The 21,168-nt window shown below is 47.3% G+C and carries 21 protein-coding genes; 10 read left to right on the top strand and 11 right to left on the bottom strand.

Going from position 1 to position 21,168, the window contains the following annotated elements:
- Nucleotides 1–6: 6 nt before the first annotated feature.
- Both LZT22_RS01085 and LZT22_RS01080 read right to left on the bottom strand, forming a co-directional pair.
- The gene (locus LZT22_RS01085) at nucleotides 7–807 is read right to left on the bottom strand and encodes a DsbC family protein (protein WP_233923209.1); all 801 of its coding nucleotides are present in this window, start codon (nucleotides 805–807) and stop codon (nucleotides 7–9) included.
- Nucleotides 800–2,047: an FAD-dependent monooxygenase gene (locus tag LZT22_RS01080; protein ID WP_233923208.1), complete on the bottom strand. Its 1,248-nt coding sequence runs from the start codon at nucleotides 2,045–2,047 to the stop codon at nucleotides 800–802. The genes LZT22_RS01085 and LZT22_RS01080 overlap by 8 nt, the downstream gene beginning before the upstream one ends.
- Nucleotides 2,048–2,086: 39 nt before the next feature.
- Between LZT22_RS01080 and ychF the strand changes: the two genes are divergently transcribed.
- The gene (ychF, locus tag LZT22_RS01075) at nucleotides 2,087–3,181 is read left to right on the top strand and encodes a redox-regulated ATPase YchF (protein ID WP_233923207.1); all 1,095 of its coding nucleotides are present in this window, start codon (nucleotides 2,087–2,089) and stop codon (nucleotides 3,179–3,181) included.
- Here the strand turns inward: ychF and trpC are convergent.
- From trpC to rpe, 5 genes are read right to left on the bottom strand one after another with little or no spacing between them, the layout of a single operon-like run.
- Entirely contained in the window at nucleotides 3,178–3,981 is an 804-nt protein-coding gene (trpC, locus tag LZT22_RS01070) for an indole-3-glycerol phosphate synthase TrpC (RefSeq protein ID WP_233923206.1), read from the bottom strand. The two genes, ychF and trpC, sit on opposite strands and share 4 nt — an antisense overlap.
- Nucleotides 3,982–3,999: 18 nt before the next feature.
- Nucleotides 4,000–5,046 (bottom strand): anthranilate phosphoribosyltransferase, encoded by a 1,047-nt coding sequence (gene trpD / locus LZT22_RS01065; protein ID WP_233923205.1) that lies wholly within the window; start codon nucleotides 5,044–5,046, stop codon nucleotides 4,000–4,002.
- Between the two features lie 16 nt (nucleotides 5,047–5,062).
- Nucleotides 5,063–5,632, bottom strand: coding sequence for an aminodeoxychorismate/anthranilate synthase component II (locus LZT22_RS01060; protein WP_233923204.1), 570 nt, complete (start codon nucleotides 5,630–5,632; stop codon nucleotides 5,063–5,065).
- Entirely contained in the window at nucleotides 5,616–7,121 is a 1,506-nt protein-coding gene (gene trpE / locus LZT22_RS01055) for an anthranilate synthase component I (protein WP_233923203.1), read from the bottom strand. Before trpE ends, LZT22_RS01060 begins: the two co-directional genes overlap by 17 nt.
- Nucleotides 7,121–7,837: a ribulose-phosphate 3-epimerase gene (rpe, locus tag LZT22_RS01050; protein ID WP_233923202.1), complete on the bottom strand. Its 717-nt coding sequence runs from the start codon at nucleotides 7,835–7,837 to the stop codon at nucleotides 7,121–7,123. Before rpe ends, trpE begins: the two co-directional genes overlap by 1 nt.
- A 49-nt stretch (nucleotides 7,838–7,886) precedes the next feature.
- On the opposite strand from rpe, the gene apaG reads away from it, so the two are divergent.
- Both apaG and LZT22_RS01040 read left to right on the top strand, forming a co-directional pair.
- Complete coding sequence (apaG, locus tag LZT22_RS01045; RefSeq protein ID WP_233923201.1) at nucleotides 7,887–8,261, top strand: Co2+/Mg2+ efflux protein ApaG; 375 nt, start codon at nucleotides 7,887–7,889, stop codon at nucleotides 8,259–8,261.
- Between the two features lie 189 nt (nucleotides 8,262–8,450).
- A complete protein-coding gene (locus LZT22_RS01040; RefSeq protein WP_233923200.1) occupies nucleotides 8,451–9,524 on the top strand; it encodes a murein transglycosylase A in 1,074 nt (357 codons plus the stop codon).
- Here LZT22_RS01040 and LZT22_RS01035 read toward each other — a convergent pair.
- The 4 genes from LZT22_RS01035 to bioA are packed head-to-tail and all read right to left on the bottom strand — an operon-like array spanning nucleotide 9,521 to nucleotide 14,078.
- On the bottom strand, nucleotides 9,521–10,711 hold the full coding sequence (locus LZT22_RS01035; RefSeq protein ID WP_233923199.1) for a M20 aminoacylase family protein: 1,191 nt from the start codon (nucleotides 10,709–10,711) through the stop codon (nucleotides 9,521–9,523). The two genes, LZT22_RS01040 and LZT22_RS01035, sit on opposite strands and share 4 nt — an antisense overlap.
- 59 nt (nucleotides 10,712–10,770) lie before the next feature.
- A complete protein-coding gene (gene bioD / locus LZT22_RS01030; RefSeq protein ID WP_233923198.1) occupies nucleotides 10,771–11,478 on the bottom strand; it encodes a dethiobiotin synthase in 708 nt (235 codons plus the stop codon).
- 1 nt (nucleotide 11,479) lies between these two features.
- Nucleotides 11,480–12,712: an 8-amino-7-oxononanoate synthase gene (gene bioF, locus LZT22_RS01025; RefSeq protein ID WP_233923386.1), complete on the bottom strand. Its 1,233-nt coding sequence runs from the start codon at nucleotides 12,710–12,712 to the stop codon at nucleotides 11,480–11,482.
- A 1-nt stretch (nucleotide 12,713) separates the two neighbouring features.
- On the bottom strand, nucleotides 12,714–14,078 hold the full coding sequence (gene bioA / locus LZT22_RS01020; RefSeq protein ID WP_233923197.1) for an adenosylmethionine--8-amino-7-oxononanoate transaminase: 1,365 nt from the start codon (nucleotides 14,076–14,078) through the stop codon (nucleotides 12,714–12,716).
- A gap of 119 nt (nucleotides 14,079–14,197) precedes the next feature.
- Here bioA and bioB point away from each other — a divergent pair, with 119 nt between their 5' ends.
- The 7 genes from bioB (at nucleotide 14,198) to LZT22_RS00985 (ending at nucleotide 21,164) form a co-directional block, all read left to right on the top strand.
- The gene (gene bioB / locus LZT22_RS01015) at nucleotides 14,198–15,250 is read left to right on the top strand and encodes a biotin synthase BioB (protein WP_233923196.1); all 1,053 of its coding nucleotides are present in this window, start codon (nucleotides 14,198–14,200) and stop codon (nucleotides 15,248–15,250) included.
- A complete protein-coding gene (gene coq7 / locus LZT22_RS01010) occupies nucleotides 15,251–15,892 on the top strand; it encodes a 2-polyprenyl-3-methyl-6-methoxy-1,4-benzoquinone monooxygenase (protein ID WP_233923195.1) in 642 nt (213 codons plus the stop codon).
- 265 nt (nucleotides 15,893–16,157) lie between these two features.
- Nucleotides 16,158–16,586, top strand: a complete 429-nt coding sequence (gene mraZ / locus LZT22_RS01005) for a division/cell wall cluster transcriptional repressor MraZ (RefSeq protein WP_233923194.1) — start codon at nucleotides 16,158–16,160, stop codon at nucleotides 16,584–16,586.
- A 12-nt stretch (nucleotides 16,587–16,598) separates the two neighbouring features.
- On the top strand, nucleotides 16,599–17,528 hold the full coding sequence (rsmH, locus tag LZT22_RS01000) for a 16S rRNA (cytosine(1402)-N(4))-methyltransferase RsmH (RefSeq protein ID WP_233923193.1): 930 nt from the start codon (nucleotides 16,599–16,601) through the stop codon (nucleotides 17,526–17,528).
- Nucleotides 17,525–17,791: a cell division protein FtsL gene (gene ftsL, locus LZT22_RS00995; RefSeq protein WP_233923192.1), complete on the top strand. Its 267-nt coding sequence runs from the start codon at nucleotides 17,525–17,527 to the stop codon at nucleotides 17,789–17,791. Before rsmH ends, ftsL begins: the two co-directional genes overlap by 4 nt.
- Nucleotides 17,788–19,560: a penicillin-binding protein 2 gene (locus tag LZT22_RS00990; RefSeq protein ID WP_233923191.1), complete on the top strand. Its 1,773-nt coding sequence runs from the start codon at nucleotides 17,788–17,790 to the stop codon at nucleotides 19,558–19,560. The genes ftsL and LZT22_RS00990 overlap by 4 nt, the downstream gene beginning before the upstream one ends.
- Nucleotides 19,557–21,164, top strand: a complete 1,608-nt coding sequence (locus LZT22_RS00985; protein WP_233923190.1) for a UDP-N-acetylmuramoyl-L-alanyl-D-glutamate--2,6-diaminopimelate ligase — start codon at nucleotides 19,557–19,559, stop codon at nucleotides 21,162–21,164. Before LZT22_RS00990 ends, LZT22_RS00985 begins: the two co-directional genes overlap by 4 nt.
- The last annotated feature ends 4 nt before the right edge of the window (nucleotides 21,165–21,168 follow it).

The following is a 21,168-nucleotide window of genomic DNA, read 5'->3' as shown; positions in this document are numbered from 1 at the left end:
GTTGACTTATTTTAAGGAGGCTAATTTTTTCTCTATATCACTTACTTGGGCTGCACCAGGAATACGACTACCGTCGGTAAAAAATAGTGTCGGTGTGCCGGTAACCGAATAGGTTTTTGCCAATGCTTGGTTTTTTTCAATTGGCGTCGCACAATCTGCTTTACCCGTTGGTGCAATACCGTTAATCATCCAGTCGTGCCAAGTTTTCAAGGGATCGGTCGAGCACCAAATTTGTTTTGATTTTTGGGCCGAGTCAGGTGAGAGAATGGGTACTAGGTAGGTATAGATGGTGATGTTATCAAGGGGTTGCAGGGCTTTCTCAAGACGCTTACAGTAGCCACAATTAGGGTCGGCAAAAATCGCTAATTGCCTACTGCCATTGCCCCGCACATCCTTTAAGGCATTGCTCGGTAAAAGATCGGCCCAGCGAATGCGGTTTAAATCGGACTGCCGTATTTCAGTTAAATTTTTACCGCTGACTAAGTCAATCAAATTACCCTGAATCAAGTATTTTGCGTTGGCATCGGTATAGACAATTTCATTACCCACCTGAACTTCATAGATACCGCTTACTGGGCTCGGGATCACCCCTTTCACATTGGCAGAGGTGCCCAATTTTTTTTGTAATTCAGTTTTAATTGTGCGTTCGACGTTACCTGGAGTGATAACGACACTTGGGGTTGCACTAACTACTGGCGCAGGCGCCTTAACGGGAGTACTTTGCGCGTTTACTTGGGAAATTGATAGCAAGAGCAATAGAGGATAAAAAAAAGTAGCTAGAAATTGTGAAGTAATAATTCTATTCAAAATGATTTTCTCCTAATGCCTGATGAATTAAACGGCGTTTCAATAAATGGCTCTGATTAACTAAACCAAGGCCCCAATTCCGTAAGCCCTGCTCGAAAGTGCTTTGCGCAGCAAATAATTTTTTTAGGCGATCGGTAACCCAAAGTAGGGCACTAGTATCGCCCTGACGCTCGCGTTCATAGCGACGCAACAACACGCGGTCATTTATTTGGCGAAAAGACTCCCTTTTTTCTAGTACCCGTAAGACGGTTGCCACATCGCGTAAGCCTAGGTTAAGTCCCTGCCCTGCTAAGGGGTGCATCACATGGGCGGCATCGCCGACTAAAATAACTTGGGGATTATGCGCAGGTCCAATGAGTTGCTTGGCCCGAATTTTACTTAAAGGGAAGGCTGCCGGTGCAGAATTGAGACGCAGGTTTCCTAGGGTGGCATGCACCGCGCCCTGAGCTAATTCAGCAAAGCGCACCTGCCATTCACCCTCATTGAACTTTAACAAGGTATTGGCATTTTCAGGCGAGGTAGACCATACCATGGACACTTGCTGATCAGGTAGCGGCAACATGGCCAGAATGTCGCCATCGCTTAGAAACCATTGATAGGCGGTTTCTAGATGAGGCAATTCGCAGAACCAATTTGCCACTACAGCGCTTTGTTGGTAATTATTCTGCTCGACAGTAATGCCAGCAAATTCGCGGATGTTCGAGCGGGCACCGTCTGCGCCAATTACCAGTTTGGCCCGAATTTCCACTTGATTATCGAGGGTCAATTTAGCTTCGGTCTCTGTAAATGCAAGTTCGGTGACGGTAGCATCGAGCCGTTCAAGTTTGTTTTGAAAACGGCTAGCCTGGTCTAAGGTTTGCTCAATTAAGTTTGCCTCACCGATCCAAGCGAGTTGCGCTGTACCAGCTTCAAAGGCTGAAAAATGCAATTGATCTTGGGGGCCATTGCGATCACCAAAGATACGCATATCCCGCACGACTTGAAAACGGCTTAAATCAAGCGCGTCCCATACTTGGATTTTTTTCAGGAGGGCTTGGGAGCTGGAAGAAAAGGCATAAATTCGTTGACTCCATTGGCCTGCTGCTGGGGTGGTGCTGAGTTGAGAGAGAGTGGGTGCAATGTGCACAGTAGAGAGCCCCAACTGGGCCAATCCAAGGGCGCTTACTTTACCGATCAGCCCAGCACCAACCACTGCAATATCAAATTGACGTGGTTTAAAAGAGGGCGGTAATGAGCTCATGTACTGATGATAGCGAAAAAGCCCCTTTACAATAGCCCTATGTCTTTAAAATGTGGCATCGTCGGCCTGCCTAATGTCGGCAAATCAACCTTATTTAATGCCCTTACCAAAGCTGGTATTGCGGCAGAGAATTATCCTTTTTGCACTATCGAGCCCAATGTGGGCATTGTGGAGGTGCCCGATACCCGCTTACAAGGCTTGGCAGCAATAGTTGTACCAGAACGCATTCTGCCGGCAGTGGTGGAATTTGTGGATATTGCCGGTCTCGTTGCTGGGGCCTCAAAAGGCGAGGGCTTGGGCAATCAATTTCTAGCAAATATTCGCGAAACCGATGCCATTACCCATGTCGTGCGTTGTTTTGACGATGCCAATGTGGTTCACGTGGCGGGCAAGATCGATCCGATTTCCGATATCGAGGTGATCGATACCGAATTAGCCTTGTCCGACTTGGCAACGGTAGAAAAAGTCCTTAATCGCTCAAGTAAAGCTGCAAAATCTGGCAATGATAAAGAGGCGGCTGCTTTAGTGGCAGTTTTGACTAAAGTGCAGGCGCAACTCGATTTGGCTAAACCAGTGCGTAGCTTGGCATTCAGCGAAGATGAAAAGGTCCTTTTAAAACCCTTATGTTTGATTACCGCTAAGCCAACGATGTATGTTGCTAACGTGAAGGAAAATGGCTTTGAAAATAATCCTTATTTAGATGCCGTTAAAAATCATGCCGCTAAAGAGGGCGCGCCAGTAGTGGCAGTTTGCGCAGCAATCGAGGCTGAAATTGCCGATTTAGATGAAGCAGATAAAACTGAATTTTTGACTGATTTAGGGATGACTGAGCCAGGTTTAGATCGAGTTATTCGTGCCGCCTATTCTTTACTGGGTTTGCAAACCTACTTCACTGCAGGCGTGAAAGAGGTGCGCGCTTGGACAATTGCTGTGGGTGCCACAGCCCCACAAGCGGCAGGTGTCATTCATACGGATTTTGAGCGCGGCTTTATTCGTGCCCAAACAATTTCATTTACCGATTTTATTCAATACAAAGGCGAAGCTGGTGCAAAAGAGGCCGGTAAAATGCGCGCAGAAGGTAAGGAGTATGTCGTCAAAGATGGTGATGTATTGAATTTTTTGTTTAACGTTTAAGCAAAGATTTGGCTTAGCGCAAGCCCAGGCTCGGGCGCTCGCATAAAAGCCTCGCCAACCAGAAACGCGTTCACTCGATTGGCTCTCATCAGCTCTACATCACAGCGCTGTAAAATTCCCGACTCGGTCACAATGCGCTTGTCGCTAGGAATTTGAGGTAGTAAATCGAGTGTAGTTTGCAACGACACATTAAATGTTTTTAAGTTGCGATTATTAATTCCTAGCAAGGGCGTTTTTAGTTGTAAAGCTAAATCGAGCTCTTCTCTGTTATGTACTTCAACTAAGACATCGAGGCCCAAAGCGAGGGCGCAAGCTTCTAAATCTTGCATTTGCTTGAGATCAAGCGCAGCCACAATTAGTAAAATAGCATCCGCACCCATTGCTCTTGCTTCATAGACTTGATAAACGTCAATGGTGAAATCTTTACGTAAGACTGGCAGCTTACAGGCAGCTCGTGCCGCCTCAAGATAAGCAGAACAACCCTGAAAATAATTCACATCAGTTAATACTGATAAACAAGCGGCGCCATGTTCTGCATACGATTTGGCAATAGCACTGGGGTCAAAATTTTCGCGCAGTACGCCTTTACTTGGGCTAGCTTTTTTTATTTCAGCAATGACAGCAGAACCTTCAGTCAAAATTGAGCGTTCAATTGCTTGAGCAAATCCGCGGGGTTGAAAGTCGGAATTACTTTGCTGGCGTTCGACTTGAGAGCGCAATTGGGCAAACGCAACAAGCGCTTGCGCAGCAAGGACTTCTTGGCGTTTGGTGGCCACAATCGTAGTGAGAATATCGCTCATAATAAATTGAACTAATACTTAATTCGTGTTTTGAGTGGCAGCCACAAAAGCAGCCAGCTTACTTTGTGCTGCCCCAGTAGCAATCATTTCTTTCGCCAAGATAAAACCGCTGGCGATATCGGGGACACAGTCTGCCGCATAAAGTGTAGCGCCCGCATTAAGACAAACAATTTCGCGCGCAGCATCAAAAGCAGCGCTAGCAGCGGGGTTTAAAACACCCAAAATGATCGCTTTCGATTCTGCTGCGTTGGCAACTTGAAAGGCGTTTGTAGGGCTTAGTTTTATACCAAAATCGAGCGGATTAATTTCGTACTCGTGTACATGACCATCTTTTAATTCGCCAATTAGGGTTGGCCCTTGTAATGAAATTTCATCTAAGCCGTCGCGACCATAAACCACTAATGCATGTTTCATGCCAAGGTTTTGTAAGACCCGAGTTTGAATGCCAACTAATTCGGGACGAAAGACGCCCATCAGCATATGTTTTGCATTGGCAGGATTAGTGAGCGGACCTAAAATATTAAAAATCGTGCGCACACCCAGTTCTTTTCTCACCGGACCCACATTTTTCATGGCCGGATGGTGATTGGGGGCAAACATAAAGCCAGCGCCTATTTTTTCAATACATTGTGCAACTTGCGTCGGCGAGAGTTGTAAATTAACCCCAAGGGCTTCGAGAACATCAGCGCTTCCTGACTTACTACTGACACTACGGTTACCATGTTTAGCAATTTTTGCCCCAGCGGCAGCCGCTACAAACATAGCGGCTGTAGAAATATTAAAAGTTTGTGCGCCATCGCCGCCGGTGCCCACTACATCCACTAAATGATCTGCATGGGCAACCGTCACTGGCGTAACAAATTCGCGCATGACTTGGGCAGCTGCAGTAATTTCTCCCACCGTCTCTTGTTTGGCGCGTAAGGCAATTAAGAAGCCTGCGGTAAGCACTGGTGAAAGCGCGCCACCCATAATTAAGCGCATCATTGCCAGCATTTCGTCATGACTCAGCTCGCGCTGGTCAAGGCAGCGCTGGATGGCCTGTGGTGGGGTGATTGAAGAATTCATCAGGGCTAATAATAAGTTAAGCGCTAAGCCGCAAAAAGTTTTTTAATAAGGCATGGCCTTGCTCCGACAAAATGGATTCCGGATGAAATTGCACGCCCTCAATTAAATATTCACGATGCCTTACTCCCATAATTTCGCCATCGGCTGAAGTGGCGGTAATTTCTAAGCAAGCAGGTAGGCTACTGCGTTCAATCGCTAGCGAGTGGTAGCGCGTCACAGTAAATGGATTCGGTAAATCGCTAAAGACGCCAACACCCGTATGTTGAATTAGGTCGGTTTTGCCATGCATCACTTTTTGTGCGCGAATCACCTTGCCCCCAAATGCCTCACCAATGGCTTGATGACCAAGACAGACACCTAGAATTGGAATTTTGCCTGCATAGGCTTGAATGGTCGCGACTGAAATACCTGCTTCAGTAGGACTACAAGGCCCAGGAGAAATACAAATCTGCTTTGCGCCAGTTTGCGCGATATCAGCCACACTAATTTCATCGTTACGCACAACCCTCACCTCTTCACCCAATTCAGCAAAGTATTGCACTAGGTTATAGGTAAATGAATCGTAATTATCAATCATCAAGAGCATTGAGACCCCCTTGCACTAAATCAGCAGCCATTAATACAGCTCGCGCTTTGGCTTCGGTTTCGCGCCATTCAGAGTTTGGATCTGAATCGGCCACGACTCCAGCTCCCGCCTGAGAATGCAAAACGCCATTACGAATAATGCCGGTACGAATGGCAATCGCCACATCCATATCCCCTGTAAACGACAGATAACCAACCGCGCCACCATATACACCACGCTTTACTATTTCCATTTCATCAATAATTTCCATTGCCCGAATTTTAGGGGCGCCCGACAAAGTGCCAGCAGGAAAAGTGGCGCGGAGAACATCCATATTGCTCATCCCTTCTTTTAATGCGCCTTCGACTGAGCTAACAATATGCTGTACATGAGAATATTTTTCAATCACCATGGATTCAGTAACTTTAACGGTGCCGGTTTGCGCAATGCGTCCAACATCATTACGCGCTAAATCGATGAGCATGACATGTTCAGCAATTTCTTTGGGATCAGCTAAAAGCTCACGCGCCAATCGCTCATCTTCTGCGGGCGTCGCCCCGCGTGGTCGGGTTCCAGCTAAAGGACGAATGGTCACTATTTTTTGGGTGTCTCGAGGTTCTTGGCGAACCAGAATTTCGGGAGATGAGCCGACTACTTGAAAGTCGCCGAAATCATAAAAATACATATAAGGAGAAGGATTCAATGAACGCAGTGCACGGTACAACTCAAGCGGCGAATTAGTAAACGGCTTACTAATACGTTGGCCAATTACCACTTGCATGCAGTCACCCGCTAATATGTACTCTTTCGTTTTACTAATTGCCGCCTCAAAATCAGCTTGTTTGAATTTGCGTAGTAATTCAGTTTTCTGGCTTGGTGCTGAGGGCTGCAGCGTAATGGGTTTATCGAGAAGCGCGCGTAGTTCATGTAAGCGATTTTGCGCTCGATCCAGAGCATCAGTTTCGGCGGGATCAGCATAAACAATGAGATAGATTCGCCCGAGTACATTATCGATAACGGCTAATTCTTCAGTAAGTAATAATTGAATATCCGGTAAGCCCAATTCATCTGGTAAGTGGTGTTGCGCTAAGCGGGGCTCAATGTAGCGAACCGTATCGTAAGAAAAATAACCCGCTAAGCCTCCACAAAATCGCGGTAAACCGGGCTTCAAGGCAACCTTAAAGCGCTTGAAATAGGTATCGATAAAATCTAAGGGGTTATCGTAATTAGTTTCAACCACGACGTCATTGGTGATAATTTGTGTCACCGGGTTTTGCGGAGTCCCACCTGTTTTAAGTAAGGTTTTAGCGGGCATACCGATAAAAGAAAAGCGCCCAAACCGTTCGCCACCAATGACGGACTCTAAGAGATAGGAATTTTTTTGGCCACCAGCTTGTGTTAGTTTGAGATACAGGGATACGGGCGTCTCTAAATCGGCTAACACCTCGTGAATCACTGGAATACGATTAAACCCCGCTTGCGCCAAGGCTAAAAATTCTGCTTTTTGCATTACGTCTGACCTAGCGCTTGTGCACATTCGTGCCGCATTGCCGCAATAATCTCGCTGTAGTTTGCGTTACCAAAAATAGCTGAACCAGCGACAAAGGTATTGGCACCGGCTGCCGCAATTGCCCCAATGTTATCGACTTTGATACCACCATCTACTTCAAGCCGAATATCTTTAGCAGTTTCTGCGAAATGGCGGTTCAGCAACTGCCGCACGCGACTAATTTTTTCTAGCGTACTGGGAATAAATGCCTGACCACCAAAACCCGGATTAACCGACATGAGTAACACCAAGTCAATTTGCCCTAGGTGTGGCAAGAGCCCTTCAATTGGAGTTGCTGGATTTAGTACTAAGCCAGCTTGACAGCCATTAGCCTGAATCAATTGCAAGGTTTTTGCCACATCTTTACTGGCTTCTGGATGAAAGCTAATGAGATCAGCGCCCGCGTTAGCAAAGTCGGGAATAATGCGATCCACCGGCTCAATCATGAGGTGCACATCAATCATGGCAGGCCGCCCATCTTTGTGGACATGGGAACGAATAGCCTCACAAACTAAGGGGCCAATAGTGAGATTGGGCACAAAGTGATTGTCCATTACATCAAAGTGAATCCAGTCAGCCCCAGCCTTTAAAACCGCCTGAATCTCGGCGCCAAGGCAGGCAAAATCGGCCGATAAAATGGATGGGGCAATGATGAGAGGGGTATTTTGACTAGCCATCCCTAGATTCTAGCTTGCAGTTGGCTCAAGGATAGAGCAGAATTCGTGCATGAAGACTCATGAAATCAGTATTACGGTACGAACCCAGTATTTGCCAGAACAGTCTGACCCAGATAATCGGCAATTTGCCTTTGCCTATACCATTACGATTCGTAATAGTGGCCAAACCAGTGTGCAACTGATTGCCCGCCATTGGTTTATTACCGACGGCGATAGCGATGTTCAGGAAGTACGGGGCTTGGGTGTGGTGGGCCAGCAACCCCTGTTACGGGCTGGTGAACAGTTTGAGTACACCAGTTGGGCTACTTTGCCGACCCCCGCAGGCACCATGCGGGGCGAGTATTTCTGCGTTACCGAGGAAGCCCAGTTTTTTCAGGCGCCTATTCCTGAATTTGCGCTAGTGATGCCCAGAACTTTGCATTAAGTTGGGGCCTAGTCTTTGCGCCCCGAGCCGGTCCAAAAAACAATGAATAACAAAAGGCCTAGGGCAAGCAATGCCTCGAGCACAAATAGCAAAGAAGGGTATGCATCAAATAAATTAGCTAGCATGGTAGTTTCCCGTTTCCTGAGTATCTTAGCTTGTACCAGCATCTTATTACTAACGTCTTGTGCAATGCCGCCCACGCGAACTGCAATTAGCCAGGCACCCGCTAATAGCAGCACAAGTACTAGCTTGAGAAATGCCCCATATACCTCGGCGATCACCGGTTTTAAACCGGTTGATTGGCAGCAAATTAGTGGGTGGCAAACGGATGATTTAACCCAGGCATGGCCAGCTTGGTTAAAAAGCTGTGAGGCTTTACGTAAGCGGAAAAGTGAGGTGCAGTGGGCTGAAGTCTGCGCGCGGGTGATCGGTATTTCAGCCGAAGACGGGGTGGCAATTAGACGTTATTTTGAGACGTATTTTCAAGCGTATGAAACCTTTGCTTTAAGTAATAACAATTATTCTGGTTTGGTAACAGGTTATTACGAGCCCGTGATGAATGGCTCGCGTCAACGCACCTCTTTATTTACTGTGCCTTTATATGCCTATCCAAAAGCTTGGCAGAAGGTCAAACCCAATCCAGCACCAACGCGAGCTGAATTAATGAGTGCCAATAATTTAACTGGAAGCGAGTTAGTATGGGTTCAAGATCCCGTAGCTGCAGCATTTATGCAGATCCAAGGTTCGGGCAAGATTCGTTTAAATGATGGTCAAGTATTGCGTTTAGGTTTTGCTGGCACTAATGATCAGCCCTTCAAATCATTTGCCCAGTGGTTATTAAATCAAGGCTACATCACGCGTAGCGAAGCGACGATGCAAGGTATTCAACAATGGGCGCGTAACAACCCTCAGCGGGTAGAAGAAATGTTAAATGCCAACCCACGCTTTGTATTCTTTAAAGTTTTGCCGAGCAATGTTGCTGCCGATCTTGGCCCCATTGGCGCCTTAGGTGTGCCATTGACAACAGAGCGCAGTATTGCCGTTGATCGATATTCTTTACCGCTAGGTGCCCCAGTGTTTTTGTCAACCACTCGGCCCTCGAGCACACAAACACTGCAACGCTTAGTGATGGCGCAAGACACAGGCACAGCTATTGTGGGGGCAGTGCGGGCTGATTATTATTGGGGTAGTGGTGAGGCAGCAGGAGAGCTCGCCGGACGGATGAAACAAGCAGGCCGAGCCTGGCTATTGTTGCCGCGCTAAGCCAAAAACCGTTGCGCAAGCTTAACCCAATAACTGACTCCAATAGGAATCAGGGCATCGTTAAAATCATAAGAAGGGTTATGTAAGTGGCACGGTCCCATGCCATGCCCAAGCGCACGGTGATCACCGTCGCCATTACCAAGAAACACATAGCAGCCGGGTTTTTCTAAGACCATAAAAGCAAAATCTTCCGCACCCATGGTCGGATCAATTTGTGCATCGACATGCCCCGCCCCAACTAAATCGGTGATAACACTGACGGCAAAATCCACTTCTTCTTGATGATTAATAAGTGGTGGATAGCTACGGATAAATTCAATTTCGGCAGTGCAATCGAAGGCGCCCGCAACACCATGGGTAATTTCACGCAGCCGGGTTTCAATTAGATCAAGTACTTCTAGGGTGAAGGTGCGAACCGTGCCACCAATAAAAGCGCTATCAGGAATGACATTGCTGGTTTCGCCCGCATGAAATTGGGTGATCGATAAAACCGCAGCGTCTACTGGTCGTTTATTACGCGTAATAATACTTTGTAGGGCTTGCACCACGTTCACGCCCGCAATGACTGGATCGGCACTATTGTGTGGCAAAGCAGCGTGCCCTCCCCGACCTTTAACGGTAATTTGAAAGGCATTACTCGATGCCATCATCGGTCCCGCCGTGACACCAAAATCACCAACCGGAATACCAGGCCAGTTATGCAAACCAAAAACGGCATCACAAGGAAATTGTTTAAAGAGACCATCTTTAATCATTTCACGAGCACCACCACCACCTTCTTCAGCGGGTTGAAAAATAAAAATCACGCTGCCTTTAAAGTCGCGATGATTCGATAAATATTGAGCTGCTCCCAAAAGCATCGCGGTATGACCATCATGGCCACAAGCATGCATCTTGCCCACGTGGCGAGAGGCATGGGCAAACGTGTTGTGTTCTTGAAGTGGTAAGGCATCCATATCGGCACGTAGACCAATCATTTTTCCAGGCCCAAGCTCACCATCTAAGCGGCCCACCACGCCAGTTTTGCCCATGCCGCGAACAAGCGGAATTCCCCAGCTTGATAGAGCCTCAGCCACTAAATCAGCAGTGAGCTTTTCTTCAAAACGGAGTTCAGGGTAGGCATGAATATTACGGCGAATGACCTGAATTTCAGCGGCGGAAGCAAGTATTTCGGGAAGTAGTTGCATAGTTTCATCTTAGCTGAAAGTGCAGGATGATGCTCTTTTCGGCTCAATTTTTGACAAAATTAGGGTAGTTTGAGGGATTTTTTAGCAAACGCTAAGGCGGATAAGGAATAAGGGGTATTCCCGCTTTTTTGCAGTTCAGGGGGTAAGTAGTCAATTACACCCAACAGAGGAGCGGAAATTCGCTCTTGTAAGCTTCTAAGGTTTTCTGCGAGTAGGGGCATCTGTGGATGTAAGCCATTAGCAACCCAGCCTGCCAGCTTAAGACCGCGCTGCTCAATTGCCGCTACAGTGAGTAAAGCGTGGTTAAGACAGCCAAGCCGCATGCCCACCACCAGGATGACGGGTATTTCTAGTAGCTCAACAAGATCGGCCAAATTCATTTCAGCATTCAATGGCACTAAAAAACCACCGGCACCCTCAACGATTACCGCGTCAACTTGTCGGCTTAACTGTTGATAGGCGGCGAGCATCACATTGCACTTCAGTTCAATACCGATTTGTGCCGCAGCCAAATGCGGGGCAACCGCTTGCTCAAGTTGATATGCACATAGCTGCGTGGCGGGAAGCCCGAGACCCGAGGCGAGCATGAGTGTTTCTAGATCTTCATTGATCAATTGATGATTGGCATTACGTTGCATTCCAGCTACTACGGGTTTAAAACCCGCGACGCGTGCAAAATGTTCTCGCAAGAGCAAAATCAACGCACCAGCAACGAGTGTTTTACCTATCTCTGTATCGGTTCCAGTAACAAAGTAATGACGATTCATATTATTGAGTATTGCTTGCCAGTATTGTTAATTCAATTTGCTTGAGGGTGTCGATCAATTCGCGCACTTCTGCAATGGTGTGACTTGCTGAAAATGTGACGCGCAGCCGCGCACTACCAGACGGCACGGTTGGCGGCCTTATTGCAGGAATCCAATAACCAGCCTCAGTTAAGCGCTGTGCCACTGCCAAGGCCGTTTTATTTTCACCCAAAATAATCGGCTGAATGGCGGTCGTTGAAGTCATTTTTTGCCAGCTCGAAAATACCATTTCTGCTTGCCACGTTGCAATTATTTGCCCTAGTTGTTGACGGCGCTGTTTACCTTCAGCAGACGTAATCAGCTGCAGACTACATAGCAATGCATGCGCGATCGCTGGTGGTGTAGCCGTGCTATAAATATAGGGTCGGGCTTTTTGCAAAATAAATTCAACTAAGGTCGCTTCGCCACAAATGAAGGCGCCACTAATGCCGGCGGCTTTACCGAGGGTGCCAATATAAATAAGTCGTTCTGAATGGAGTTGCAGCGCTTCTAAAATACCGCAGCCGTTTTCGCCTAATACACCAAAGCCATGAGCATCATCGACAATCAGTAGTGCGTCATGACGTTCAGCTAAGGCAAGTAACTCAGTGAGTGGAGCTAAGTCGCCATCCATGCTAAAGACCCCGTCGGTCACGATCAGTTTGAGTGCAGCAGTATCGCGTGCTAACTTGTGCTCTAGGTCGAGTAGATCATGATGATCAAAAATCACGGTATTGGCTTTGCTTTGGGCTGCCGCTAAACGCACCCCATCAATGAGCGAAGCGTGATTAAGCTTGCCAGAATAAATTGTCGTTGCGCTACTCGTAGAGTCATTTTCTAAGCTAGCTAAAGCAGTAATAGCACTCAGGTTGGCTAGGTACCCAGTGCAAAAAAACAAGGCACGGGCGTGAGGAATAAAAGGCGCTTGCAGACTTGCTAAGGCACCCTCTAAATTTGCATGAGCCATGCTGTGACCACTAATTAAATGAGAAGCGCCACTACCGGCGCCATATTTTTTGGCGCCCGCTGCTAAGGCAGCGATTAAGTCAGGATGGTTGGCGAGCCCTAAATAATCGTTACTGCAAAATGCCTTCAGCGGCCGCCCATCTACTGTGGGATGGGGGGTGCATGGCGAGCTTGTAGTACGCAAGCTGCGCTTGAGGAGGTTTTGATCAAGCTCTGCGAGGCGTGCTTGGGCTTTTATTAGGGCATGCATATTAGCGCGGTCGACCCGTAGCAAGGGTTTTATCAACAGCGGTACGAATTCTACTGGACATCAACTGGGTTTCTTCGGCGCTGAGTATATAAGGAGGCATTACATAAACGGTATTACCTATTGGTCGCACTAATACACCAGCTTCTAAGCCATGTTGAAACAGTTGCGGGGCAAAGTGGGGGGTTATTGCAGCAGAATGCTGCGCTGTATTTTTGACATCAAAAGCCAAGATCATGCCTTGTTGACGAAAGTGTTCAATTCGCTCATCTGTTTTGGCCCAAGCAAAAGCCTGATTTAACTCTCGCGCCCGTCCAAGGTTTTTTTCCAACACCTGCTCACTAGAAAAAATAGCCAAACTAGCTAAGGCTGCAGCACAAGCCAGTGGATTACCGGTATACGAGTGGGAGTGTAAAAAACCCTCACGCAGATCAGCATGATAAAAAGCGTAATAAATGGAATCAGTTGTTAGTGAAATTGAAAGAGGTAAGTAGCCGCCACTAATGCCTTTCGAGAGAGTTAAAAAATCAGGCCAAATGCCGGCGTGCTCACAGGCAAAAAAAAGGCCAGTACGACCACATCCAACGGCAATTTCGTCGGCAATCAAATGAATTGAGTAGCGATCGCAGAGCTGCCGTATTTGCTGCAAATAACTGGGCGAATGCATGGCCATTTGCCCCGCACATTGCACGAGTGGTTCGACAATAAAGGCAGCAATATGCTCATGTTCGCGAGCAAATAATTGTGCCACGTCCGCAACTGCACGCTGGGTAAACTCAGCAGCGGTTTCGTCTGGTAGCGCTTGGCGTAAGTCGGGCGACATCACGGTATGTACGGTTTGCAATAAGTCGCCGTAGGCTTGTCTAAAAATAGCGACATCAGTTACAGCCAACGCCCCTAAGGTTTCACCATGATAGCCATTAGCTAAACAAACAAATTGGTTTTTTTTGGCTTGTCCAGTCTTGCGCCAAAAATGGTGGCTCATTTTGAGGGCAATTTCGACCGCGGAGGCGCCATCCGAAGCATAAAAAGCATGACCTAAATTTCCCTGGGTTAAGGCGCTGAGTTTTTCTGATAATTCCACCACGGGTGGGTGGGTAAACCCCGCCAACATCACATGCTCAATTTTTTCTAATTGCGCATGAATTGCTTGGTTTATTTTGGGATTCGCATGGCCGAAAAGATTCGTCCACCAAGAGCTAATCGCATCTAAAATGGCGTGGTCATTTGCAGTGAAAAGCCAGGGCCCTTTGCCATGAGTAATGGCTACCAGAGGAAATAATTCATGCTGCTTCATTTGCGTGCAAGGGTGCCAAACTGCCGCAAGACTTCGTTTTACCCAGGCCGCATTGCTAGAGATGTTTGTCATAAGGGATATTTGAACACTAGTTTTTCTTTTTTTGGCGATTGCTTGGAAAGCCTTGCCTTCATAGGCTCTATGGCATGATTCATATTCTTGATAAGCATTAGAATAGAAAATAAACCGTGATGAACCCAACCCAAACTAACACCAAGCCATTAGTCCAACTGCAGAGGAAAGCTGCTGCAGGTAATGAATTGGCAAACAACACCGTTGCGAAGCCAGAGGCCTGGAGCTTGACGGCAGTGGCAGCGCTCTTTAGCTTGCCCTTGAACCAGTTAATGTGGCGAGCGCAAGAAACCCACCGCGCTTATTTTCCCGATGGCGATATTGAGTTAGCCACTTTAGTTTCAATTAAGACCGGCGGTTGCCCAGAAGATTGTGGCTATTGCCCGCAAGCAGCCCGCTATCACACTGGGGTTGAGGCCACTAAACTAATGACACTGGAGGCAGTTTTAGCCGCCGCCCAAGCAGCCAAAGCAGCGGGCTCGAACCGCTTTTGTATGGGTGCGGCTTGGCGAGAGCCGAAAGATCGCGATATTGAAAAAGTCGTTGCGATGATTCGGGGGGTTAAGGCGATGGGCCTTGAGACTTGCGCTACGCTTGGCATGCTAGAGCCTGAGCAAGCGAAAACCTTAAGCGCTGCTGGGCTCGATTTTTATAACCATAACCTCGATACCAGCGAAGATTTTTATTCTGAGGTAATTCAAACTCGAGTCTATCAAGATCGCTTAGATACGATTGACCATGTTCGGGCTGCAGGCATGTCAGTCTGCTGTGGCGGCATTGTGGGCATGGGTGAGTCGCGCGCCCAACGAGTGGCTTTCTTGACGCGCTTAGCGAACTTAAACCCATACCCAGAATCTGTACCAATCAACCATTTGGTTCCCGTAATTGGTACGCCTTTAGAAGCGCAAAAGCCCTTAGATCCCCTCGAATTTGTGCGGACGATTGCCGTGGCTCGTATCACTATGCCCAGTGCCCGCGTGCGCTTATCGGCTGGACGTCAAGAGCTCGGCAGAGCCGTACAAGCAATGTGTTTTCAAGCGGGCGCAAACTCTATTTTTTATGGTGAGCAACTACTCACTACCAGTAACCCAGAAGCAGAATATGACCGTGCCTTATTAGCCGACTTAGGCTTAAAGGTAAAAGAAACGTATAAAGCCGAGGTTGAGATTTAAATGTTCAGCTTAGCTGATCGCTTCATTAGTGAATTTGATGTGGCTTTGCGTTCGGTTGCGGGCGGTGCGGTTGCGCAGCGCCCAAGCCCTAGTCAGGCGCACTTAAACGCAGTTGATTTACCGCAGTTAGGCCCAACAGAAAGCGCCCATGCAGCGGGTTTAATGCGTATTAATCATGTTGGCGAAGTGTGCGCTCAGGCGCTTTACCAGGCGCAAAAATTACTCGCTCGTGACCCGCAAATTGGTGCGATGCTAGCCCAAGCAGGTCAAGAAGAGTTAGATCATATGGCCTGGTGTGAAACACGTCTAATCGAATTGGGGTCACACACGAGTTACTTCAATCCGTTTTGGTACAGCGGGGCGTTTGTCATTGGGTTACTTGCAGGCTTAGCCGGAGATCAATGGAGCCTTGGTTTTGTAGCAGAAACTGAAAAACAAGTTGAGCACCACCTAGACCATCATTTAAATACTTTGCCAAGTCATGATGTGCGCTCACGTGCCATTGTTGATCAAATGCGACTTGATGAAATAGAGCATGGTCAAGCAGCCTGGACTGCAGGCGCTCAAACATTACCAGAGCCCATAAAAAAAGCCATGGGCTTAGTTTCTAAAATAATGACGACCATTGCCTACCGAATTTAAAAGCCAATTTAAATGAATACTGTATTTAAAAACAGTATATTAAGCGATTTTTAAGTATTATTAGCTTAAATAGCTAAGACATAATCTCAAGTGTATTTTCCAAGCCCTTGTTTATTTTAAATATTTTATTGTCGTTAATTTCTTAAAAGAATTCGCTAAGTGTTTGTAATCACTAGAGAATTTACTAAAAAAACCCCTTAAAAGACTTGACCCTAAGATTCCTATCCTCTAAAGTGGGAGGAAGTGTGAAAAAGTGGGGTAATTTGTGTTTCAAGGCGCTTCAGCTCTTAATTTAGATGCAAAAGGTCGCATGTCTGTGCCGGCTAAGCATCGTGACGCACTTTTATTGCAAGGTGATGGTCGCGTCACCTTAACAAAACACCCCGATGGTTGCTTATTGGTTTTTCCGCGCCCTGAATGGGAAGCTTTTCGTGCGCGAGTCGCGCAATTACCAATGGATGCGCATTGGTGGCGCCGGATTTTTTTAGGTAATGCCGCTGAAATAGAGCTTGATGGCTCAGGAAGAATTTTGATTAGTCCTGAATTGCGAGTTGCAGCAAGTATTGAACGCGAAGTCATTTTGCTGGGCATGGGTAGTCATTTGGAGTTATGGGATGCCCAGATTTACTCCAGTAAAGAGCAGGCCGCAATTGCCCAAGGCATGCCTGAGGCCCTTAAGCAATTTTCTTTTTAATGATCGGGCAACATGAACTATTCACATCGCCCAGTGTTGCTGGCCGAGGCGGTGACAGCATTGACAGGCGGCAAGTTGAGCAGCAATGCAGTGCTAATCGACGGCACATTTGGGCGCGGTGGTCATTCCCAAGCTTTACTCAACATCCTCAGTCCGCAAGCGCAACTATTGGCCTTCGACAAAGATTTAAGTGCGCTTGCCGCTGCCCAAACAATAACCGACTCTCGTTTCACCATTGTGCACAGCAGCTTTGCCACGATAGCGCAATTTGCGAAACCAGCATCGGTCGATGGGGTATTACTCGATTTAGGAATCAGCTCGCCACAAGTCGAAGAGGCGGAGCGCGGTTTTTCATTTCGTCGCGATGGCCCGCTCGATATGCGGATGGATACTTCGCAGGGCATTACTGCGCTGCAATGGTTGGAACAAGCAAGTAGTGAGGAAATAACAGAAGTGATAAAGATTTATGGCGAAGAACGATATGCTCCAGCAATTGCCCGCGCAATTGTTGCTGAGCGCACCGCCGAAAAATTACCTCAAACAACTGTAGGCTTAGCGCAATTAATTGCCAAAGTAGTGCGTTCACGCGAGCCAGGACAGGATCCTGCAACCCGTACCTTTCAGGCTTTGCGTATTTTTATTAATCGTGAATTAGATGATTTGCAATTGGGACTACAGGCCGCATTAACAGTCTTAAAACCCGGAGGTCGTTTAGTCGTTATCAGCTTTCATTCCTTAGAAGATCGCATCGTTAAGCAATTTATGCGGGCGCATGCCACGGTAGAAATGCCGCGAAAGTTACCCGTACGTGCGAAAGATCTGCCACAGGCAGTGCTCAAACTTATTGCCCGTGTGCGCCCCAGCGCTAGCGAAATCACCGAAAATCCCCGCGCACGTTCAGCAGTGATGCGTGTGGCTGAAAAGCAGGGCACTGACGCATGAATCGCGCAACCCTTACCTTGCTCGCTTTACTTTTAATCTGTGCTTTGTCTTTGGTGGCGGCCCAGCAGAAAGCCCGTAAGTTATTTATCGCAATTGAACGCGCACAAATGGAAGAGCGTCGTTTAAATCAAGAAGCCCTGCGCTTGGAATACGATCAACGGACGCTATCAAAATCAGCGCGCATTCAAGATAGCGCTCGTAATCAGTTGCGTATGCTACCGATTACACCAGATCGAACTTTGTATCTGAAGGATGCGCAGTGAAGCCACTCGGTTTTTCTACTTCGCCGAATTTGGTACTTCGGCTACCGATGTGGCGCTCACGTCTCATGCTGTTTTTATTATTTTTTGCTTTTATGATGTTGGTACTAAGGGCATTATGGATTCAGGGTCCAGGTAACGCCTTTTACGAAGCGAAAGCAATTAAAGGGACGCAACGGGAGCTTGAGCTTTCAGCTAGTCGCGGAAAAATATTAGACCGCAACGGACAGGTGATTGCAACGAGTTTAGAAGCAAAAGCAATTATTGCTTATAACGATGTCGTACCAGATAACCTTGCGCCAGAAAAAATTCGTCAATTAGCCCAGCTATTGCAAATTAGCGAGCTTGAGCTGCGTAAAAAATTACGCGATGAGCGTACCCAACTATTTTTAAAGCGGCAAGTTGAGCCCCAAGTTGCCCAAGCTATTAAGCAATTAGAAATACCGGGCATTGCTATAAACAACGTCTACCGCCGCTATTATCCCGAAGGCGAGGCAATGGCTCATGTCGTTGGCTTTACTAATGTTGAAGATCGCGGACAAGAAGGGATGGAGTTATCTCACCAGAACGAATTGGCTGGGCACGCGGGCAAACGTAAAGTCGTAGTCGATCGCTTGGGTCGCGTGGTTGAGGAAATGGCAATTTTGCAATTACCTCAAAATGGTAAAGATTTGCAGTTGTCGATTGATAGCAAAATTCAATACTTAGCCTACAACGCAGTAAAAAATGCGGTCGAACAACACCATGCAAAAGCTGGTGGGGCAGTAGTAATTGATGTTCAGACCGGTGAAATTTTAGCTTTAGCTAATTGGCCAAGTTACAACCCCAATGATCGCAGCCACTTAAGTGGCGAGCAGTTAAGAAATCGGGTGCTTACCGATACCTTTGAGCCTGGCTCAACCATGAAACCATTTACCATTTCGGCGGCTCTAGAAAAAGGTATCGTGCAGCCAAGCACTTCAATGGCTATTGGTGCGAAGTTTTTAGTTGGACCCAAGCCCATTACTGATACACATCCTTACGGTATCTTAACGGTTTCACAAATTATCCAAAAATCGAGCAATATTGGCACGGCTAAAATTGCTTTACAGATGCCGCCTAAAGATATGTGGGACTTATATACCGCAGTGGGCTTTGGGCAGGCGCCGAAAATTGGCTTTCCAGGTGCAGTGAGTGGTACTTTGCATCCTTATCAAAAATGGGTACCAACGGATCAAGCGCGCATTGCTTTTGGTTATGGAATATCCACGTCATTATTTCAAATTGCTCGCGCGTATTCTGTTTTTGCCCGTGACGGCGAGCTCATTCCCTTAACAATTGAGCGTAGCCCCGGAACGAAATCAGGCCCCCGCGTCATGTCGGCTAAGACTGCAATTGAAATGCGCGATATGTTGGAATTAGTTACCGAGCCGGGAGGTACTGCAACTAAAGCACGTGCTGAGGGATATCGGGTCGGTGGTAAGACAGGTACATCACATAAGTTTTCTGGTAAGGGCTATTCGGCGAATCAATATCGTGCTTATTTTGCCGGCCTTGCTCCTTTAAGCGCTCCCCGCATTGTCGTTGCCGTGATGATTGACGAGCCTACTGGTGGTAGTCATTATGGTGGCGATGTTGCTGCGCCAGTGTTTTCAGCCATCGTTGGGGAGACACTAAGAACCTTACACGTTGTACCCGACACCACAGTAAAACAAATGGCTTTAAAGGATTTTGATCCAGTCGATCAGGTAGTGCCAAACATCAACGCACAAAAAGTGGTACTGAAGCGATGAGGGTGACTGAATTGATTAAGCCAAAAGACCTCATCCAAACTTTGCACAGTTTAGTGAAAGCGGATGCACAGATCACCTTAGATACACGGCAATTACGCCAAGGCGATATTTTTTTGGCTTATGCCGTTGGTCATGGGAAAGACTTAAACGATAACCGTCAATATATTGATCAAGCTATTGCGCTAGGTGCAGGTGCAGTCCTCTTTGATCAGCAAGCAAGTGAGCAAAACAAAGGCCTTAAACCATTTACTTTTCGCGAACGCTTAGACTGTATAGAGGTACCGCAGCTCAGCAGTCGCGCTGGACCCCTCTGTTCTGAATGGTATGGATTTCCAAGTCGCCATATGAATGTAATTGGGGTCACAGGCACCAATGGCAAAACCACAGTTACTCAATGGTTGGCAAACGCCTTAGATTCAGCAAAAAATCTTGCCGGCGAACGCGCAGCACTAATCGGTACCTTGGGCGTTGGTTTTCCTGGGGCCTTAGATAAAACTGGCTACACCACCCCCGATGCACCGCGTTTGCAAACCGAATTAGCGCGATTACGTGATCGGGGCGCGCAGTTTGTCGCTATGGAGGTTTCATCACATGCCCTTGAGCAGCAGCGAGTTGCTGGTGTGGAATTGACTGCAGCCATTTTTACTAATTTAAGTCATGATCATTTGGACTATCACGGCAGCATGGCTGAATATGCGGCAGCAAAAGCAACTTTATTTCAGCAAGCGGGTTTACAGTTGGCAATTATTAATTTAGACGATGTCTTTGGTCGTGAGCTAGCCATTCAACTACTCACCAAAGAGAGCAGCAAAGATAATCTTGCAGTGTGGGGCTATGGCTTAAGCGCAAAGGCATTTGCTGGCTTTGAAAAATGGCATAGCCGCTTAAAACGTGTCTATGCCCAGAACACTCAGCTACAACAAGCAGCTTATTCCACCGAGTTTGTTAGCGAAGCTGAGCAACCAGAAGAAATTTCAGCAGCCATCATCGGTGAATTCAATCTTAGTAACTATCTCGCCGTTTGGACTACATTACGGGCTTTGGGTTTTTCTGCTGCCGAAGCTACTTCGCGCTTAAGCCGAGTGCAGCCAGTGCCAGGCCGCATGGAATTGATGTCACCCTCTAAATCACGTCAAGCAAAAGGGCCTTTAGTCGTTGTCGACTATGCCCATACGCCTGATGCACTAAATAAAGTCTTGCAAGCATTACGCCCCATAGCAGTTCAGCGAGGTGGTGAAGTGTGGTGTGTGTTTGGCTGTGGCGGAGACCGTGATGAAGGTAAACGGCCGCAAATGGGGCAGGTAGCCTTTGCGGGTGCCGATCACATCGTTGTCACGAGTGATAATCCGCGTTCAGAAGATCCAGAAAAAATTATTGCCATGATTTTGGCGGGGATGCCCTCTACTACCACGATGTTGGGATCATCCATACTCAGTATTACTGATCGTGCAGCCGCAATACTAGCTGCTGTGCGTAATGCGCAAATGAATGATGTCATTCTAGTGGCGGGTAAAGGCCATGAATCAAGCCAAGAAATTCGTGGTAAGCGGGTTGAGTTTTCCGATCAAACTCATGTTCAGCTAGCTCTAGGAGATAGAGCTTGAGTGC

Origin of the sequence: Polynucleobacter sp. IMCC 29146 (genome assembly GCF_021395195.1) — a bacterium.
Lineage (GTDB): Bacteria > Pseudomonadota > Gammaproteobacteria > Burkholderiales > Burkholderiaceae > Polynucleobacter.
The sequence above is the reverse complement of the archived record's forward strand: the minus strand, read 5'-3'. Positions and strand labels throughout refer to the sequence as shown.

Coding starts and splice junctions, on each gene's coding strand:
- LZT22_RS01060 (WP_233923204.1), bottom strand. CDS start 5,632: ATGCTCTTGATGATTGATAATTACGATTCATTTACCTATAACCTAGTG.
- trpE (WP_233923203.1), bottom strand. CDS start 7,121: ATGCAAAAAGCAGAATTTTTAGCCTTGGCGCAAGCGGGGTTTAATCGT.
- rpe (WP_233923202.1), bottom strand. CDS start 7,837: ATGGCTAGTCAAAATACCCCTCTCATCATTGCCCCATCCATTTTATCG.
- bioA (WP_233923197.1), bottom strand. CDS start 14,078: ATGACAAACATCTCTAGCAATGCGGCCTGGGTAAAACGAAGTCTTGCG.
- LZT22_RS01040 (WP_233923200.1), top strand. CDS start 8,451: ATGCCGCCCACGCGAACTGCAATTAGCCAGGCACCCGCTAATAGCAGC.
- apaG (WP_233923201.1), top strand. CDS start 7,887: ATGAAGACTCATGAAATCAGTATTACGGTACGAACCCAGTATTTGCCA.
- ftsL (WP_233923192.1), top strand. CDS start 17,525: ATGAATCGCGCAACCCTTACCTTGCTCGCTTTACTTTTAATCTGTGCT.
- coq7 (WP_233923195.1), top strand. CDS start 15,251: ATGTTCAGCTTAGCTGATCGCTTCATTAGTGAATTTGATGTGGCTTTG.
- bioD (WP_233923198.1), bottom strand. CDS start 11,478: ATGAATCGTCATTACTTTGTTACTGGAACCGATACAGAGATAGGTAAA.
- trpC (WP_233923206.1), bottom strand. CDS start 3,981: ATGAGCGATATTCTCACTACGATTGTGGCCACCAAACGCCAAGAAGTC.
- LZT22_RS00985 (WP_233923190.1), top strand. CDS start 19,557: ATGAGGGTGACTGAATTGATTAAGCCAAAAGACCTCATCCAAACTTTG.
- ychF (WP_233923207.1), top strand. CDS start 2,087: ATGTCTTTAAAATGTGGCATCGTCGGCCTGCCTAATGTCGGCAAATCA.
- trpD (WP_233923205.1), bottom strand. CDS start 5,046: ATGAATTCTTCAATCACCCCACCACAGGCCATCCAGCGCTGCCTTGAC.
- LZT22_RS01080 (WP_233923208.1), bottom strand. CDS start 2,047: ATGAGCTCATTACCGCCCTCTTTTAAACCACGTCAATTTGATATTGCA.
- LZT22_RS01035 (WP_233923199.1), bottom strand. CDS start 10,711: ATGCAACTACTTCCCGAAATACTTGCTTCCGCCGCTGAAATTCAGGTC.
- bioF (WP_233923386.1), bottom strand. CDS start 12,712: ATGCATGCCCTAATAAAAGCCCAAGCACGCCTCGCAGAGCTTGATCAA.
- bioB (WP_233923196.1), top strand. CDS start 14,198: ATGAACCCAACCCAAACTAACACCAAGCCATTAGTCCAACTGCAGAGG.
- rsmH (WP_233923193.1), top strand. CDS start 16,599: ATGAACTATTCACATCGCCCAGTGTTGCTGGCCGAGGCGGTGACAGCA.